At 33.3% G+C, this 18,523-nt stretch carries 14 protein-coding genes; 6 read left to right on the forward strand and 8 right to left on the reverse strand.

The genetic code is table 11. From position 1 onward, the window contains the following. Positions 1–1,976: 1,976 nt before the first annotated feature. From V8G56_RS00005 to V8G56_RS00020, 4 genes are all read right to left on the reverse strand, one after another. Positions 1,977–4,361, reverse strand: a complete 2,385-nt coding sequence (locus V8G56_RS00005) for a DUF2309 domain-containing protein (RefSeq protein ID WP_395436376.1) — start codon at positions 4,359–4,361, stop codon at positions 1,977–1,979. Next, positions 4,358–5,689, reverse strand: a complete 1,332-nt coding sequence (locus V8G56_RS00010; RefSeq protein WP_395436377.1) for a proton-conducting transporter transmembrane domain-containing protein — start codon at positions 5,687–5,689, stop codon at positions 4,358–4,360. The genes V8G56_RS00005 and V8G56_RS00010 overlap by 4 nt, the downstream gene beginning before the upstream one ends. 176 nt (positions 5,690–5,865) lie before the next feature. Further along, positions 5,866–6,063: a hypothetical protein gene (locus V8G56_RS00015; protein ID WP_395436379.1), complete on the reverse strand. Its 198-nt coding sequence runs from the start codon at positions 6,061–6,063 to the stop codon at positions 5,866–5,868. A 25-nt stretch (positions 6,064–6,088) separates the two neighbouring features. Then, positions 6,089–6,397 (reverse strand): hypothetical protein, encoded by a 309-nt coding sequence (locus V8G56_RS00020; protein ID WP_395436380.1) that lies wholly within the window; start codon positions 6,395–6,397, stop codon positions 6,089–6,091. A gap of 116 nt (positions 6,398–6,513) precedes the next feature. On the opposite strand from V8G56_RS00020, the gene V8G56_RS00025 reads away from it, so the two are divergent. From V8G56_RS00025 to V8G56_RS00040, 4 genes are all read left to right on the forward strand, one after another. Then, entirely contained in the window at positions 6,514–7,446 is a 933-nt protein-coding gene (locus V8G56_RS00025; RefSeq protein WP_331632372.1) for a LysR family transcriptional regulator, read from the forward strand. A gap of 436 nt (positions 7,447–7,882) precedes the next feature. After that, positions 7,883–8,464, forward strand: coding sequence for a hypothetical protein (locus tag V8G56_RS00030; RefSeq protein WP_331632374.1), 582 nt, complete (start codon positions 7,883–7,885; stop codon positions 8,462–8,464). Positions 8,465–8,733: 269 nt separating this feature from the next. Next, entirely contained in the window at positions 8,734–9,057 is a 324-nt protein-coding gene (locus tag V8G56_RS00035; protein WP_395436381.1) for a hypothetical protein, read from the forward strand. A gap of 347 nt (positions 9,058–9,404) precedes the next feature. Next, complete coding sequence (locus V8G56_RS00040; RefSeq protein WP_395436382.1) at positions 9,405–9,704, forward strand: hypothetical protein; 300 nt, start codon at positions 9,405–9,407, stop codon at positions 9,702–9,704. Between the two features lie 33 nt (positions 9,705–9,737). Here the strand turns inward: V8G56_RS00040 and V8G56_RS00045 are convergent, their stop codons facing one another. Further along, a complete protein-coding gene (locus tag V8G56_RS00045) occupies positions 9,738–10,697 on the reverse strand; it encodes a DUF4421 family protein (protein ID WP_395436383.1) in 960 nt (319 codons plus the stop codon). Positions 10,698–11,428: 731 nt separating this feature from the next. Continuing rightward, positions 11,429–12,157 carry an SOS response-associated peptidase gene (locus V8G56_RS00050; RefSeq protein WP_395436384.1) on the reverse strand — a complete coding sequence of 243 codons (729 nt, stop codon included), beginning with the start codon at positions 12,155–12,157 and terminating at the stop codon, positions 11,429–11,431. 229 nt (positions 12,158–12,386) lie between these two features. Here V8G56_RS00050 and V8G56_RS00055 point away from each other — a divergent pair, with 229 nt between their 5' ends. Then, positions 12,387–14,534, forward strand: a complete 2,148-nt coding sequence (locus V8G56_RS00055) for a M3 family metallopeptidase (protein ID WP_395436386.1) — start codon at positions 12,387–12,389, stop codon at positions 14,532–14,534. Between the two features lie 378 nt (positions 14,535–14,912). Next, positions 14,913–15,137: a hypothetical protein gene (locus tag V8G56_RS00060; protein ID WP_395436387.1), complete on the forward strand. Its 225-nt coding sequence runs from the start codon at positions 14,913–14,915 to the stop codon at positions 15,135–15,137. A 228-nt stretch (positions 15,138–15,365) separates the two neighbouring features. On the opposite strand, the gene V8G56_RS00065 is transcribed toward V8G56_RS00060, so the two are convergent. Together V8G56_RS00065 and fdhF are read right to left on the reverse strand one after the other, a co-directional pair. Continuing rightward, positions 15,366–15,584, reverse strand: coding sequence for a hypothetical protein (locus V8G56_RS00065; protein WP_395436388.1), 219 nt, complete (start codon positions 15,582–15,584; stop codon positions 15,366–15,368). Between the two features lie 205 nt (positions 15,585–15,789). Next, entirely contained in the window at positions 15,790–18,516 is a 2,727-nt protein-coding gene (gene fdhF / locus V8G56_RS00070) for a formate dehydrogenase subunit alpha (RefSeq protein ID WP_395436389.1), read from the reverse strand. Positions 18,517–18,523: the final 7 nt, after the last annotated feature.

The raw sequence follows: 18,523 nt of genomic DNA on the forward strand, positions 1-18,523 counted from the left end.
AGTAAAAGAGCAGGGATTCGCATTGTTGACGGAATCTAAAGTTCCTACGGCTATAATAACCTTACTCTGCTCTTTTGTTCTTTCTGATTAATAGGTCTAATTTAATTGAAAACAAACTTAGGATGGCTATAAGGCGCAAACTCAAAACTTGAGTACAAGTAGAGCCTTCAACCTTTTTCGGTTGGAGGTTTTTTGTTTTCAGAAATCTTCTGTCAAATTTTCTAAAAACTCCAATATTTGGTTCGAGAATAGGTTAATAAAGAATACCAATAAACCTTGGTCACTAATTAATTATCGTGGTTTTTTATTTTTTTGAGTGACGGTATAGTAACGGTACAACCCAATTTATTTTATCTTATTGATATTTCTATCTATTCTTTTTGCCTCTCAAACAATCTTTATTTTGATGAATCATAATTCAATCTTAAATCAATAAGCACAATATAGCAGCCGTTTTTACATTTTTCAAATTTCATTTTATCAATAAATCACTATTTAATTGCATTATTAATATTCACATCACTATTGCTATTATGAAAGACATAAAAAATAAGCCAGATGTAAAAATATTAATTAATAACTCTTTATTAATAATCTTTTTTATTTTAAATTCGCAATGCTATTAATTAATTCTTAGGGAGAATTTAAATTGTGTCTAATAGGTAGAAATTCCTTTTAGGCACTTTTTTTTTGCTTTATATGCTTATTTAAGCATCCGCACTAAAGGCAAAATGTACAAGAATAAGAGTATATAATACTCCTAAAGAATAAAACAGCAACAGAACGCCTATTTTGCCTAGTTTGCGTAAAAGCGGGTTTACGCTAATTAATATAACAGCACTAGTGTATTCAAGACTTTTTAGTGATAATAAAACTCAATTAGATTTATTTGATAATTAAATTACTTTTTATCGTCTTTCTTTGTGTCTTGATATTCAATAAATTTTACAATTGCTAAAGTCACTAAAACTATACCCATAATTATGCCGATTATTAGGATATTATCCAATATGAACTCAACTATTTTTGGCTTACGTAATTGAATAAATAAACTTAAAATCATACTCCAAGTCTAAAATTATTGTTTTGTTTAGGCAAAAGCAGATTTACCGTAATTACTATACCTAAATTTACAAAACCAAAGTCAAATATTTCATTTTTATTGAATACTATATCTTACAAATCCAGTAATAGTCATTTTGATAGATTCATAAAAAAATATAATAATTATTAATTACGCAAACTTGAAATACCAATATATTTGAAATAAGATTATAGTTTATACCTGAATATTATTAAAATTTGTATTTTTGAACCTATCAAAATTACTAATTACATTGGCTTTTTTGTAAATCCTTTTTTTGCAACAAAGTTTAATTTAACTTCTTTTAGATGTGTGGAGTTCTCCTAAGGTTGGTTAATTAATAGCGCGAAGCACATCTTTAAGAGGATTTTAATGTGACACATAAATACTCTTTTACTACTCTTAATAGCTTATACCTTACAAAATCAAAAAATTCCAATTGTTATACAATTCATAAACAAATTGTAGTACAAAAAAAAAAGACAATTATCCTTTTCAAGATAATCATCATTTTTAATTAACCTTCTCTGTATACGATTTCAAAGCGAGAGACTAATCAAACAAATCATCATTTTGCAGAGAAGCTATTTAGAATTAGTCACTACAAAAAAAGTTATTTTTTATTGAGAAATACATAAGTTTTTATTTAATGTTTTTATATTTTATATAAATATTTTTTATGTTTTACGAACATCTATTTTTCTTTCCTTTTTTTTGATGTTTGTAAATCAGTTTCTACATTAACTAAAATCTCAATTAACATATCACTTTCTAATCTTCTTTAAGAATTGTTAATATTCCAATTATTAATCTGTAATGCAATTAAAATCAAAACGACCATCAAATATATGATGGCCGTTAAACTTCTTCTTCATAACAATTTTAACATAACCTAAAATAAAACTAATTCTTCTATTTCATTCTTTAGAACGGCAGTTCTTACCGTTTTCTTAGAGATTGACGCGGATACCCATTCAATTGATTTTTTATACAGAAAAATTTCATTCTTATCTGTCGGGTCCATGACCATGAGATAAATCCATTCGTTGTCTAATAGGGTCTTAAGGTTGCCGTTTCTGGCTAGGATTTCCGAAACGCGATTAACGGGTGCCTGAATCATAACAGACAGTCTCAATGGGGCATGATACATAGCATCATCTGACTGGAACAAGGACTGCAGCGGCAGACCCATTTTTAAGTCGCCTCCGTTCCCTTGAACAACAGCAAAATTACCGGTAATATTATGCGTGATTTTAGAGCCCCCTCCATACATATTATTATCTACTGTTGAGAAATAATAGTGGTTATTGATCCACTGGGTCACTACCATTGGGCCTTGCATAATACCTTCCAAAGCTTTGCCATTAATGTCTAATTCCCAGTCGTAGGAATGAAGAAAACAACGGTTTTCTAGGTTGGTGTTTTTAGTCAGGCTTCTAGGCCCCACAATAAAACCTGCGTTTTTTGCGAGTCCCCATTCGGGTCTGGTCTCACCCCAATTATTCGCTTTGTGTTGCGCCGAGGAAATACTACTTGTTTTGACATCAAGTCTGTCTTGAGTAGCTGTGATTTGAGCTTTTAATAAATTTGATTTCAAATTTTGAACGAGTTGCTTGTGTGAAACAGGAACTTCAGAATCAAACAAGACAATATCATCAGTTGTCGTATTGTGTTCAGCACCTATAAAGATGGTGTTCTTAGGAATCTTTATCCCGTGAACCTCAGCCAAAACCTCTCTCACCTCGGCCAAGTTAGCTAGTTTTGCAAGCATTCTTGCATTATGTCTTCCCGGGCTTGCAGCACAGGCACCACAATCTAAACTAGAACTAAACGGGTTGTTGGCAGTGTGGCTTCTGTGTCCTACAAAAAGCACCAAAGGAGCAAACTGTTTCCAGCCCATAAGATCAAATGCCGATTTCACAATTCCTGCTTTTTCATTCAATGGAATTCCAGACGCTACAAGGTCTTCATTTACCAACTTGTTTATTTCAGGTTGACAAATCGTTTCCATTTTGGACGCGTTTCGCTCATTTATTTGATACATCTTTCCTGGTATCAAAGTTCTAGCGATTAATGACAAGCCGTAATAAAGACCTGACCCTTCCACATATCCAAAAGCAGACGGCAACATGTTTTTCATCCGTTTAAGGAAATAGTCCCCAAATTTGAGGATCTCATTTTTCTTTTCGAACGTCAAAAACCTTTTTTCTTTATTTAATTGTGCTGTTTCACATACTTTATAGGCTGAAGACACAATTGGCGGACAGGATTTACGTGTAATCCCATCATTTAGGTTTTCATAATCCATTGCGATACCAAAAAAACCGGCATAGCCATAGGTTTCATAATGACCCTTTGATTCCACATGTCTTCGGATGAGTTCTGACCTCGTGTCGATACAAAATACCATCTGTGCCTCCGGAACTTCATGCTCACTCAAAGATTTGGTCGCCTTAGCTTCCTGTTCAAAGGTTTTGACCAATTGGTTTTGCCAGGTTTTTTCCCAGGCTTTTAACCAGATATATTGGAGCTGTGGCACTATGCTGTTTGAAGTTTCTATATCATTTTTTGGCAGCATTGGTACATTTAATTTTTTAGCTGTCCAGAGACGGGCAGCCAAATAATCCATTAAACTTATTGGATAATCTTTATTCCATTCTGAATTAGATTCTGTGCGATAATTAATGTAACCTGTCCATCCTGGGAGAGCCGCCAAATGATAAGTAAAGATCTTCGCATAGTCACTTTTTGAATACTCCTTCAAGATCTGCTCTAAGGCTTCCTCACTATTTTTTGGAATATCTTTTAGGTAAGTAATTCCCAATTCCGAATCATAGATTGCCAAATGTCTCCACGCTGCATAAAAACCTTCGGTCTTAAATGGCATCTCCCATTCAGCAAGACCTTCATCCATATAAGCCGCAAGCCACTTTGCCATGATGCGATCGACCTCATGATTGTCGTTTAGTGCTTCAGTGCTGCTTTGTGATTCTAATTGTTGTAAATAGTATTCTGGTGATTCTGACAAACCGTTTTCTTGCAGAAGGGCTACCAGTACCTCTTGGTTAATATCTCCTTTTTCCCAAGCCTGACGATAAAGTGCAGCCGCAGGAAAGGCATTGGCGTTGAAATGCCTATTTGCTATACTTACGGCTTCCTGAAACGGTACGTTTTCATAACCCGATAATGGGTTGGAAGCGACAAAAGTGTACAAAGGCCAGGTTTTTCCAATAACCTTTGAGGCTTCATCAATACTGTTTATTAGAGACTGGTTCATATCGATTTTGATTTATACATTAAAACTGATTTTTTATATGGCTGGGATATGTTCATTAATTTAACATAGAGCCAAGGAATCTTTTTGTAAACACCTAATTTCATCACGAAAAAACCAATCAGAAATATGATGCCAAAAATGATTTGCACCCAAGACAAGGGCAAGGGCTGTGCAATCATTGGCATACCTGCCATTAACACCGTAACAGCGTTATACATGAGTGCATAAATGCCTATTCCAGCTACAAAAAGCACCAGTGGAACCATAATTTTTTGGGACACGGATAGGCTTTGTTCTTTCGCAATATTATAAGTGGCCTGCCCAACAGTTATAGCAACGATAAGGGTTAGAAACACACTACTATCCATCGCCATTCCCTTTCCGGTCCATAGCGCAAAAAGAATCGCTCCCAGACCACCAAAAAGCAATACCACAACCGCTTGAAACGGCTTAATTTTTAGTTGCTGTTGTTTTTGAGGTTTCGTTTGCACAATACCCTCTCCCGAAGAAAGGAATAAATAAGCCTTATAAAATCCGTGCAGAATCAAATGGACTACTGCTGCATTGAAAAACCCCAACCCACATTGCATGATCATAAAACCCATTTGTGCAATGGTAGAACAGGCTAGTTTTTGCTTGACATTCACTTGAAGCAGCTTCGTGAATTGAGCAATAATCGCCGTAAAGCCACCAATAATAAACAGAATGGTCAGGGTATCAGATGCAAATAATAGTGTTGCAAACAATGCCAGTAAAATTCCAGAACCATTCACAAAACCGGCATGCATGAGTGCCGAAGCGGGTGTAGGAGATGTCATAGCAGACAACAACCAACGGTGAAATGGATATATTGCTGACTGCACTATGGCTGCTGCAATGATGCACAGTGCTGATGGTATGAGTATAAAAAGAGGTAACTCACTAACAACCCGTGACAAACCAGTAATTGTAAACTCTTTACTGTATAATGCCAACAACAGTAAGCCAATAGTTAAAAACAAGGAGCCCGTTAGAAAGTACTTTTGGGTAAATTTTGAAGCTTCTCTTGCTTCTCCCCAGGTTTTATCAATCCCAATCAATTGAGACATTAAAATCCCCATGATTAACCAGCTGAACAATACAAGCACTATATGGTTAGACATGACCAGAAGCATCACTGAAAAAGTAAAGCCCAAACAGAGCCTCATAAACCGAGAATGAAATCTAAATCCTTTAAGATAGCTGCTTGCGTAGCTGCTTACAATGGCACTAAAAAAAGTAACCGTTGCCCAAATTAAAATGGTAAAACCATTAATGTGGAAAAGATTTCCCAAAAACCATTGGGGCATTTCGGTAAAGTTAATAGTGAGATATAGCATATTGCCAGCAAAGAGAAACCATAAAAAGATAGACGCCAGTTTATAACCCATTCTCTTCTTGGAGCCTTCATATTTGCCAAGAGCACTTGCTGAGGTCTTTAAATCTAAATTATTTACAAGAGTCATTTTTAAGCTTTTATTGATTTTTAATTCGTGCTATCTGAATTAGATTTTGTTTCATTACTCTCTCCACGCATTTTGGTAAAAAAGACCAATCCCAAAATAAAGCTGCATAGTACTAATTTATCCAGAAAGATATGATTATTCAAATAGGCCATACCCACAAAGAATATGAGGACCACTAGGCCTAAAATTGGTAAAAATGTTGATTTTGAAAATTGCATGTTTTATTAAATTTGAGATTAGACCTTATTGAGCTACACTAATTTCTAGAATACCATTGATTTTTAAATTTTGACCTAGACTTCTAATGTTGTTGATGAATTCTTTTGCAATCACCTTTTCCTTTTCCAACTCTTTAATGCGTCCGTCAAGTAAGTCTGTTTTACACTTGTGGTTACCTTCCCACATTTGAAGTCTCTGGATCTTGTGAAAGTTTATTTTCTCATCAATCAAGTTCACGACAATATGAGACGCTTCAGAAGGCGTAAACTCCCCTTTAACCAATTGAATTTTTTGTGCTACTTTTTCGATTTGTTTTAATTCCTTTGTTTCCATTTTACTTAATTTTGAAATTTAATGAGTGACTATTTATTTTTTTGCTGGGACAAAGGTTATACATAATATTCATTTATTTTTATTTATATTTGTTATGTTATATATAAAATATATTTATGAATTATACACTTCACCAACTTCATATTTTTTTGAAAATCGCTGAATTAAAAAGTATTACCAAAGCATCAGAAGCCCTGCATTTAACCCAACCAGCAGTGTCTATACAACTTAAAAATTTTCAAGATCAGTTTCAGATTTCATTAACTGAAGTCGTGGGAAGACAACTTTACATTACTGATTTTGGAATGGAAATAGCTCATGCTGCGGAAAAAATTCTTAATCAGGTACATGCCATTAATTATAAAACATTAGCCTATAAAGGGCAACTTTCCGGTCGTCTCAAATTATCTGTGGTCTCAACAGGAAAATATGTAATGCCTTATTTTTTATCAGATTTCATGAAGCAAAATGAAGGGATTGACCTCTTTATGGATGTGACCAATAAATCGAGAGTTATTGAAAGTTTAGAAATGAATGAAGTGGATTTCGCACTCGTCTCGGTTTTACCAAAAAAATTAAAGTTTCATAAGGTAGAACTCATGCAGAATAAGCTTTACTTTATTGCAAGCAGTGGATTAAAACTAAAACAGAATCTCACTAAAAAGAACCTGTTCGAGAAATTTCCTTTGATTTACAGAGAACAAGGGTCTGCAACCAGAAATGCTATGGAAACGTTTATAACGAAGAACGGCTTTTCAGTAACAAAAAAGATAGAGTTAACCTCAAACGAAGCAGTAAAACAGGCCGTTCTTGCTGGATTAGGCTGTTCGGTGATGCCTCTTATTGGTATTAGAAATGAACTTAAAAATAAAGAACTACAGATTGTTCCGGTCAAAGGATTACCTATCAACACCATTTGGCACTTGATCTGGTTAAAATCTAAAAATTTATCACCAGTGGCATTAGCCTATCTAGATTTTCTAAATTCTGAAAAGGCAACTATTATAAACCAGAAGTTTGCCTGGGGTGAAGATTTTTATTTGAAATAATTCATCATTGCTTAAATCACTGAGAAGTGAATGACTTCTTTTAGTGCAATATAAACAACCGTTATCTCTATCATCCATGACTTTTTAGCTGAGCTTTGATATCAATTTAAATGATGATGTATTTATATCATTTTGATACAATAATAACAAGCCAATATTATCATTTTAAAAAGTTTTAAAATGAATAAAATGTTAAACTAACATAAACTATTAAATAAGTAAAACCAAATTTAATATGTTATGAAACATAGTTCAACATACTGTAAAACATCAATTATTTTTGAAATAATCAGTAATATTAGTAATAGCTATTCTATAATATTTAGCTCCTTATCATCACATAAAACTATTGACGCATTTTTGTGATGATGTGCCAATAGTTAGCCATTCTGCCCCGTAAATAAAATATAGTATAAATTTAATATTACTGATTATTATGAAAAAAATTTTCTTCTTAACGATTGTATTGACCCTTATTTCAGGGTGTAACAAGGAAGATGTCTTTGAATTTGACAATGCTGTTACCAAACAAGAAGTTACTTCAAAAAAAGAAGTTACATCATCAAAAACCATTGCTTTAGGTTTTAACCTTGTATTTACAGGTACTTATGAATATCAAGGGCCTAATCCACCAAGATGTGGTTCTTTCCCTCCAATGATTAATGTAGTAAACACAGCTGAAGGAACCGGTACACACTTAGGGAAATTCACTGCTCATTTTGATTTTTGTGTTGACATCACAGACTTTTCTTACCCAAATGGTGTCGAAGACGCCTATTTTATGGACGAAAACGGAGACAAATTATTTGTGTATGTTGAAGGATTTGTTTTGGGTGGTAGGGTACCTGGCATGCCCAATTTTGCAACGTCATATTTCAAAGACCCCTTTATAATTACAGGCGGCACTGGTCGTTTTGAAGGGGCAACTGGTAGCGGTATGACCAACGATTACAATAGTTCTAAGGACCCATTTTCTCACCACCATTGGACCGGTAAAATTAACTTAATAAAAAAGTAAAAAAATAAACTAAATATCCAAAGACGCTATTAATTAATTTGGGAAGAATTGGGAAGCAACTAGCTTATGAAAGTGCTTCCCTTTTTTAATATAACAAAATATTATATAAGTAGCACTTTAAAATAACCTCATCTCAGTACAAAAGACTTAAAAATAGAGCGAATTAAGACCCCAATACCCGCACGCAGAAAAAGATAAATACAAAAATGGTTTATAATGACACCCACTCGTTTTTTGGGAGCACTAATAACAAGGGGAAAATTGTTCTAATGAAAACAATATCGATCTTCAGAAGTTTATTTGCTATCTTAACTCTTGTTTGTTTTGGTTGCTCCAATACCAGTGAGTCTCCAACAGTAAACGACTGTAAAATATATGTTGTATATGTCTCCAGTGATTGTAATTGTAATAATTCTATATGTAATTCTGACTATTGGATTACAACAGAAGAGTACAATAGGCTTTTAAATATTGTTAATACATCTTCTGAACCTTGTGTTTATATTTATGGCACCAGTTTTTACGGCGATAATTTTCAAGGATACCTTTTAGAGTTTTATACAGGAAATTATGATCCTTGCTTTATAGATTAATTTAACTGAAAAAATGTTTAAATAAGCCAATATTTAGGATTTATTACAGATGTTAGCCTCTAAATAACGAGACACAAAATAATTGTAATAAAAAAAAGGGAAAATACAAAAACCTAACAAAAGTCATGTTTTTTTAAATAAACATATTGTTTATTTGTGATGTTATTTATTGTGGTTGGTTGATAACAGAAAAAAGGGAGTAATTCTATATGAATGGTTCTCTTTTTTTTTGCTTTATAACTAAAAGCAGAATCCTAATAATATAATCAGCTAAAAAGCCTCACCATAATGAAGGCTATTGTTTCATTAATTTATTGTATTTTTCTCCTCAATAAAACCCACCTCTAATGAAAACCCCGTTATTAATTCTATTAGTTTTTATAATGTTTAGTTGTGATGCCGAAAGTATTGCTAGTATAGGCCAAGAACTTACACGAAACAGAACCTACCAAGTTGGTTTATGTACTCTTTGTGACGATTATGGCAATATTACATGGTATTGTGTTTCTGAAACTAAATATAATACCCTGAAAGGACTTCCAAAATCTTGCGAAGTAATTTCAATAACTTCTTTAAGCGGCACCATGCATTCTGGAATTATTAATAGTAATAGTTTTAGATTTGCTGAATCTCCTTGTATTAAATAAGACTTTCATTTTTTAATAGCATCACAAGCCATTTTATAAATTTAATTTATCTTCTATTTTATTGACTTTTCTATTTAAATAATCTGGTGGTTGGAATCTCATTCCAAAAAAAAGATGATAAGAAACTCTGTTGTCAAAATTCATGACTGATGTATTCTGTTGTTCATACTGTGTTCCGGATATATTTCCATAGAGCCCAGTATAAAATCTATTTCCATTATAACCCATGCCCACTTTGCCTTCCCATCGAAATATAAAATTGTCTTGTTTTGTTAACACGCTTTCAGAAACACTACGTGTGGTTATTTTTGAATTTAAATACCCTATACTCCCGGAAAGACCTAAAGACATATAAAAATTTTCTTTAACAATAAAAGTATAAGCGTAACCTGGTCCAACTGTAGTTTCAATATTGTTAGATTTTTGTGTACTTGTCCCATCTGATTTATCATCAATTGTATAGAAGCTTAAATTGAAAACAGGAATAAAACTTCCTACGCTTTTTAACTGTCTTTCCGTTTGTATAGTTAAACTTCTCAATGAAAATTTTGAGTTGCTTAAATACCCTGATGCCACTTTAAATCCAGAATAATGTAAATCAGGAAACTGAAAATATGGATCGCCAGGTAACAAGGTGCCATAATCCTCCGAATTGTAAAGGTAGTATCCTTTTACTTTTGAATAGGAAGCGTCAACAAACCAGTGTTTGAATATTAATGAGGTGCCTATTTCAAATGATTTTGTTTCGCCTTTAATGTTTTCATCTCCATTTCCAGGGAGAAAATCAGGGGAAAATTGAAAACCAAATGAAATAAACCGGTAATTTAGTTTCAAACGTAAATTGGTAGGCGTATTAGGGTATAGAATTGATTTATTGTTTGGGGTTTTTACTTCAAATATTTCATAAGAATTATTCAATGAAATATCCATGGCTAATTGATTGCTCATTTTTTCAATGTAGTTATCTTCAGTCAAAACGAGAATGGTATCCACTATTTGCGAATGACACATACTACTAATAAGAAAAAAAAATAATCTTAAAAATTTTTGATCAAATCTCATAAAAACTGCAACAATAGTTTGATATAACAATTCTTTATATTCAACAATATACTTACAATAATAAAAATAATTAAATGTTTCAAAATATGCTATTTCAAAAGATTAATTAATACAAATGCCCAGATTACTCATAAAGGTCAAAGTATCCGTCCTAGTAAATAAAGTGTTTCATTGTTAAAAATTGTTAAATTATTACTTTGTTATACATAGTACTGTAACATTTTTATTTGATGCTCGTCTATATAGTACAAGTCAATAAAAAACAGAAATTATGAAAACTATTAATCACATTAAAAGGCGTTTTATAACAACCGATAACGATTTTATATATACTTATTCAAACATATCAATTCCGGTAATAATGAATAGCCTAAGGCCAGTTAAACACATTAAAACAATATAAACCAACAAAAAAAACAGAAATCATGAGAACTACAAAAAACAATCATTTACAAAGAACCTTTGATAACACAAAAAGTTACGCTTGGAATAATAATAGAAGATTTAAATAAGATTCTTTAAATACCATTCATCAATCAAAATCAATCAAGAAAAGGGCTCAATAATTTGAGCCCTTTTTTATAACTCATCCATTTTATTTAAGAAAAAAAATAATAGGAGACCATAAGGTATTTAGAAATTATAAAAAACTAAATCACTTTTTAAAATAAAGTATGTAATTCCGGATAATCCACTTTGTTTAAAATATGAGCATAATTACTGTTCACATGTGCGTTCATAACCTCCTTAGAAACAGGATAGGATTCAAATTCTTTATTTGTAAAAGAGCTTAATAATTTATTTACCTGCTCTATTTTTAAATTAGTGTCAAGCCAATCCAATTCATCGCTTTCATCCAGAACTAATGGCATTCTGTATTCTCCAAGAGTATTTTTTTTGTTATGTATTTTTTTGAAATAATCATTTGCCAAGGTTGTAATTAAAGAAACGGTAAAAACATGTTCATCAAGTGCTGTGTAAATACCTGCAATTCCCATAATAGAATTGTCTTTATATGTAATGTAATGAGGATAGTTTTTTCCATTAAAAGCGTGGGGTTCAAAAAAACCATCTGCAATTATTAAACACCTATTATTCTTTATTGGCTTGTGAAATAGTGGACTTTCAAGCAAACCCTCTGCTCTTGCATTCAGGGTGTTACTTTTTTTTAAAAAGGTCCCTCTTTGGTTAATATTATAACTTTCCGGAAGCATTCCCCAATAGGCGGAAGCAAAGTGAACAGGCTGACTGTCTTTAATAATATAAATCGCCTCTTGTTCAAAGCCATTTCTATGATAAAAAGGCGTATAAACATTTAAGTCGCTTTGAGGAATTTCAAAACGTTTTCTTATAGTTTCGTCTTTTTTAGTTAAAGAAATATGATAACACATGACAATAATTGTACTAAACACAAAAATCTAAAGTAAACCAAATATTTAAAAAAATAAACAATAACGACCAAACTAATATTATAAGTGTTTTTTTGAAATTATAATATGACAAATGTTAGGGAATTAGCCTTAATAAAAAGGTAATTTGCTTGCTTTAGTTACTAATTAGCTTCGGTTTTTACAAATTGTAAAGCTGGTTTTTTAGTGATTTTAATTTAAACTCAAAACGATGACAAAACATCCCAGCACAAAACACTTAATGCTTTTTTTAATAGTTATAATTACTATTATTAGTTGTAAAAAAGAAAAAGAAGAAGAACCTCTTGTTGATAATTTATTATTGAAAGAATGGACAGGCCCCTACGGAGGTGTTCCTGCATTTGACCAAATGAAAGTTGAAGATGTAAAAGCAGGAATGATTCAAGGTATGGATTTAAATTTAAAAGATATTGACGCCATCGCCAATAATCCGGAGACTCCTACTTTTGAAAATACTATTGAAGAAATGGAGCGTTCAGGTAAAGAACTTGATAGAGGCTTTACTTATTATGGTATTTTAAGCAGCAATATGTCTACACCCGAATTCAGGGACATTCAGACAGAATTGGCACCATTATTTTCTGAATTTAGATCCAAAATAACTCAAAACGAAAAATTATTTAAACGCATTAAGGCGGTTTATGATGCATCATTAAAAAACCCTCTTGAAGCTGACCAACAACGCGTTGTTGAGCTAACGTATAAAGGATTTGAAATGAATGGCGCAGAACTTGATAAAGAAAAAAAAGAACGTTATGCAGCCATTAATAAAGAACTGTCCAGTTTATATACTAAGTTTTCAAACAATATATTAAACGATGAAGAAAACTATATTACCTATTTAACAAAAGAACAATTAGGAGGCCTCTCAGAAGGGTTTGTAAAATCTGCTGCAAAAATTGCGGCAGACAAAGGACAAGAAGATAAATATGCCATAACAAATACCAGATCTTCAATGGATCCTTTCTTAACGTATTCTACTGAAAGAGAATTACGTAAACAGGTCTGGACCAATTACTATTCAAGAGGAGACAATGGTGACGAGTATGACAATAATCAAATAATTGCAGATATTCTTAAACTACGAAGAGAACGTGTAGAGCTATTAGGGTATAAAAATTATGCCGAATGGCGCTTGCAAGATAGAATGGCAAAAACTCCTGAAAATGCCATAGCCTTAATGGAAGCCGTTTGGCCAGCTGCTATTGCAAGAGTTGCTGAAGAAGTAGCTGATATGCAAGCTATAGCTGATAAAAATGGAGACCAAATTACTATTGAACCTTGGGATTACAGATTTTATGGCGAAAAAGTCAGGAAATTAAAATACAATTTAGACTCTGATGAAGTGAAGCAATACCTTCAACTTGATAAACTTACAGACGCCCTACATTATGTGGCAGGAAGATTATTAAACTTTACGTTTACTCCGGTTCCTCATGGGTCAGTACCCGTTTTTCATGAAGATGTAAAAGTATGGGAAGTAAGTGACAACAATACCGGAGAAAATATAGGCCTTTGGTACCTCGATCCTTATGCAAGAGATGGCAAACGATCTGGGGCATGGGCAACATCATACAGAAGTCACACAACTCTTGATGGTAAGAAAAATGTATTATCAGCAATCAATACAAACTTTATAAAACCTGCTCCCGGTCAACCTATATTAGTTTCCTGGGATGATGCCACTACCTTATTCCACGAGTTTGGTCATGCGTTACACTCTTTATCATCCAATGTAAAATACCCTACGTTAAATGGTGGTGTAAGAGATTTTACGGAGTTTCAATCTCAATTATTAGAGCGTTGGTTATCTACAGATGCTGTTATTAACAACTTTTTAGTACACAATAAGACTGGTGAGCCCATACCAGCAGAATTAGTGGCTAAAATCAAGAATGCCGCCACGTTTAATCAAGGGTTTTCTACTACTGAGTATTTGGCATCGGCCATTATGGATATGAAATTCCATATGGCAGATCCCGCAAATATAGATATAGACAAATTTGAACGTGAAACACTTTCAGAATTAAAAATGCCCAAAGAATTACCAATGCGACATAGATCTCCACATTTTGGTCATGTTTTCTCTGGTGAAGGTTATGCCACGGCTTATTATGGATATATGTGGGCAGATGTATTGACATCTGATGCTTCAGAGGCCTTCGCTGAAGCTCCTGGTGGATTTTATGATAAGGAAATGGCCAACAAACTTGTTAAATTTTTATTCGCGCCAAGAAACTCTGTAGATCCTGCTGAAGCCTATAGATTATTTAGAGGTCGTGATGCAAAAATTGAAGCCTTGATGAGAGACAGGGGCTTTCCTGTAACAACAAATTAAAAACTTTTAAACAAAAGGGATGAGATTTAAAGCTTGTCCCTTTTTAAATGGATTACACCCCTAAAATACAGGTCTTATCTCTTAGATTATATTGCAAAAAAGCCCTGCATTCCTGCAAGGCTCTACTAATTCAAATAAATATTTACATAATTTTCATATATAAAATATATACTCAAATCAGCGTGCAAAATGTACTATATTTCTTTTAATTAAAACATGACAAATGTTTGGTTTTTGTATTTTAAAAAAGTAACCCTTATAATCAACCCCTTGTTAATAGTTTATTAGTGATAAAATTTTATCATTGATATTTATCATTTTGATTTTTGTTCTAGTCTTCTAAATTCACTGTTCTTAAACCCAAAAAATCATCAATAAATGAAACTTTACAAGTTTAACATCCTTAATGTTAATAAAAAACTTGCCTATATCGGAAGTAATGGTTTGTTTATAGACAATCATATTATTAATGATACTTTAATAAATTATTACGTAGTAGATAATTTTCTTGTCGAGATCATTTATAATACGGAATGTCAGTCTATCACTGAAATAAAAAGTGTAAAATCTGGTTTTGTTCAGAAAAAAATTGTTTTACATTAAATAATTGTAAAATTAATTTAATCCTATTTATTAACTAAATCTATTCCGATTGATATTTATCAATGTATAAACAGATAATTTTTAATTATTTTAATAGGTCTTTAAAAAAGGAAGAGCCCTTCTATTCTACAAAGCACTTAAGAAAGGGGTTTTTCATAATTAACTCAGAAAAAGAGATGTATACTTATACATCTCTTTTTTTATAACAGCTATACAATCCTTTTTATGTTATTGCTTATTCCGTTTAAGAAGTCTTTTTTCTATTAAAGATAATCTGTCTAATATTGAAAAACAGACCTCTTTATTAGTTTGGTCTGTGATGATAAAACTTTCATAATATTCAAAATCCTCCAATTCTTCTTCCCACATCAAATATTTCACAGACTGCAAGCTTGCTATCAATTCTTTTATAGATGCTCGCAATTGTTCTATTTGTTCATTGTCCATTGCCTTTTGTTCTTAATTTGTATTGAAATGTGTAAAATAATTAAAAATCATCTCCTTTTTACAAATACTAAAAAAGCCTTGCTTTTTTGCAAGGCTTATGTTAGGCTTACTTCACCTTTCACTTAATAATATTTACTTGAATTAGTCGCCGAAAACTAACATATATTTTAATAATAAAACATGACAAATGTTAGGTATTGAAAAATTAACTAAGTTCACTTTTATACTTCCCTTTACTCTTTCTAATTCTTACAGCAACCACTTTATATTCCGGACACATAGCTTCAGAATCATGAATGTCTCCAGTGATATTATTAATCATGATATCGGGAAAATGAAAGGTCGTACTTAAAATCCCTTCTTTTACTTCATCTGTAATTCTTGCTTTTACATCTACCTTGCCTCTGGGCGATTCAACACAAACATAATCTCCGTCATTTATTAAATAGGTACTGGCATCCTTAGGATTGATCATTAAATAATCATCATTCAAAATTTGTTCATTAGCGGTTCGCCTTGTCATAGCACCACAATTGTAATGCTCCAATTCTCTGTTGGTAGTGAGAATTAATGGGTAGTCTTTGGCATGTTCTGTTAGTTCTGCCGTTTCCTCCCATGGATTGAATTTAAAGAAGCCTCTACCTCTTTTAAAGCTTTCCTGATGCAAAATTTTTGTATCAGTTCCATCTGGTTTTACCGGCCATTGCAAACCATTTTTTCCTAATCTATCCCATCGAATTCCTGCAAAAAATGGTACAATTTGTGAAATTTCTTCTAGCATACCGTCCGGAGTATAGTCTGGTTGATTATAACCCATTTTATTCATAACTTCAACAATAATCTGACCATCAGGTTTTGCGCCTTCAATTGGTTTAACAACTTCACGTACCGCTTGCACTCTTCTTTCTCCATTAGTAAACGTGCCGCTTTTCTCCAAAAATGAGGCTCCAGGTAAAATGACATCTGCATATTTTGCGGTTTCAGTCATAAATAATTCCTGAACGATCACTAAATCTGTCGCTTCAAGCGCTTTTATAACTTTTTGAGTATTAGGGTCCGTTTGTACCACATCTTCTCCAATAATCCAAATGGCTTTTAATTTGCCTTTTAAGGCTGCATCAAACATTTCAGGGATTTTATATCCAATGTGTTTTGGTACTTCTGCACCATAAAATGCATTGTACTTTTTATTGACTTCCTCATTAGTCACATCTAAATACCCCGCGCCCTGATGGGGCTGAACCCCCATGTCTGCAGAACCCTGTACATTGTTTTGACCTCTTAAGGGGTTAACGCCAACGCCTCTTCTACCTATATTCCCTGTCATCATCGCCAAGTCTGCAATTTGCATTACTGTAAAGGTACCCTGAGAATGCTCTGTGACTCCAAGACCGTGAAATGACATGGCATTTGGAGCTGTTGCGTAAGCTATGGCTGCCGCCCGAACATCATAACGACTCACTCCCGATACTTTTTCTAAATGATCTAAATCTATTGAAAGCAACTCCCTTCTAAAATCTTCATAGCCTTCCGTCCTGTTCTTAATAAAATCGTTATCTACAAGCCCTTCTGTAATAATATAATACATCATCATATTAAGAACCGCAACATTAGTTCCTGGTCTTAAAGCCAAATGATGGGTAGCGTATTTAGCCAATTCCGTTCTTCGTGGATCAATAACAATAGACACATTGTGCGATTTCATTGAAAACTGTTTCAACTTTGCACCAGTAACCGGATGTGCATCAGTAGGATTAGCTCCAATGACCATGATACAATTAGTGTCTTTTAAATCATCAATTGAGTTGGTGGCAGCTCCTGTACCATAAGTACGCTGCATACCTAAAGCTGTTGGGGAATGGCAAACCCTTGCACAACCATCTATGTTATTTGTGTTAATTACAGCTCTGAAGAATTTTTGCATTAAATAATTTTCTTCATTAGTACAACGAGATGATGATATTCCCGCCATGGAGTCTGGTCCAAATTCTTTCTTATATGCTATAAATTTATCAGTGATGTAGCTATATACTTCGTCCCAGCTCACCTTTTCAAATTGACCATTTCTTTTGATCATTGGACTATTTAATCGGTCTGGATGGTTGTAGAATTTAAAAGCATACCGCCCTTTTAAACAGGTGTGACCCTGATTCACTTCAGCATCATAAGGGGCTCTAATACTTAATATTTCACCGTTATTTGTTGAAACCTCAAGATTACAACCTACCCCACAATAAGTACAAATAGTTCTGGTGGTATTGGTAGCCTGTTTTGCCTTGGATTGAAAGACGTCTGAAATTGCTGATGTAGGACAAGCTTGAGAACAAGCCCCACAACTTACACAATCGGATGCTTCAAAACTTTGGCCCAATCCTTTTATAATGCGTGAATCAAATCCTCTTCCGGCCATACTCAACACAAACTCCCCTTGTACTTCATCACAGGCGCGAACACATCGATAACAATTGATACATTTTGACAAATCTGAAGTCATGTAAGGATGACTCAAATCCTTTTTCCTGGATAAATGATTCTCCCCTTCAGGATAGCGTACTTCACGAATTCCTACTTGGGCAGCGACGGTTTGTAATTCACAATTCCCATTAACTTCACAGGTTAAACAATCTAATGGATGGTCTGTTAACACCAGTTCTATAATGTTTTTACGCAATTGTTTAATGGCTGGGCTACTTGTAAATATATACTGTCCTTCAGCAACTGGTGTATGGCAGGATGCCACCGTTTTAACTAGCCCGTTTTCCTGATTTGCTACCTCAACACTGCACACTCTGCAAGATCCAAAAGGCTCTAAATTAGGGGCGTCACATAAGGTCGGTACCAAAGACGCTTCTTTATAACGCCTTATAAATGATAGAATGGTCTCTCCTACATCTATATTAAAAGCCTGATTGTCAATATATGCCGTTTTCATTCCTTTC

The sequence above is a fragment of the Gaetbulibacter aquiaggeris genome (assembly GCF_044003965.1).
Classification (GTDB): domain Bacteria; phylum Bacteroidota; class Bacteroidia; order Flavobacteriales; family Flavobacteriaceae; genus Yeosuana; species Yeosuana aquiaggeris.

Excerpts from the sequence above, each read along its gene's own strand:
- V8G56_RS00015 (WP_395436379.1), bottom strand. The coding sequence starts at position 6,063 with ATGCAATTTTCAAAATCAACATTTTTACCAATTTTAGGCCTAGTGGTC.
- V8G56_RS00035 (WP_395436381.1), top strand. The coding sequence starts at position 8,734 with ATGAAAACAATATCGATCTTCAGAAGTTTATTTGCTATCTTAACTCTT.
- V8G56_RS00020 (WP_395436380.1), bottom strand. The coding sequence starts at position 6,397 with ATGGAAACAAAGGAATTAAAACAAATCGAAAAAGTAGCACAAAAAATT.
- fdhF (WP_395436389.1), bottom strand. The coding sequence starts at position 18,516 with ATGAAAACGGCATATATTGACAATCAGGCTTTTAATATAGATGTAGGA.
- V8G56_RS00010 (WP_395436377.1), bottom strand. The coding sequence starts at position 5,689 with ATGCCCCAATGGTTTTTGGGAAATCTTTTCCACATTAATGGTTTTACC.
- V8G56_RS00055 (WP_395436386.1), top strand. The coding sequence starts at position 12,387 with ATGACAAAACATCCCAGCACAAAACACTTAATGCTTTTTTTAATAGTT.
- V8G56_RS00065 (WP_395436388.1), bottom strand. The coding sequence starts at position 15,584 with ATGGACAATGAACAAATAGAACAATTGCGAGCATCTATAAAAGAATTG.
- V8G56_RS00030 (WP_331632374.1), top strand. The coding sequence starts at position 7,883 with ATGAAAAAAATTTTCTTCTTAACGATTGTATTGACCCTTATTTCAGGG.
- V8G56_RS00060 (WP_395436387.1), top strand. The coding sequence starts at position 14,913 with ATGAAACTTTACAAGTTTAACATCCTTAATGTTAATAAAAAACTTGCC.
- V8G56_RS00040 (WP_395436382.1), top strand. The coding sequence starts at position 9,405 with ATGAAAACCCCGTTATTAATTCTATTAGTTTTTATAATGTTTAGTTGT.
- V8G56_RS00005 (WP_395436376.1), bottom strand. The coding sequence starts at position 4,361 with ATGAACCAGTCTCTAATAAACAGTATTGATGAAGCCTCAAAGGTTATT.
- V8G56_RS00050 (WP_395436384.1), bottom strand. The coding sequence starts at position 12,157 with ATGTGTTATCATATTTCTTTAACTAAAAAAGACGAAACTATAAGAAAA.
- V8G56_RS00025 (WP_331632372.1), top strand. The coding sequence starts at position 6,514 with ATGAATTATACACTTCACCAACTTCATATTTTTTTGAAAATCGCTGAA.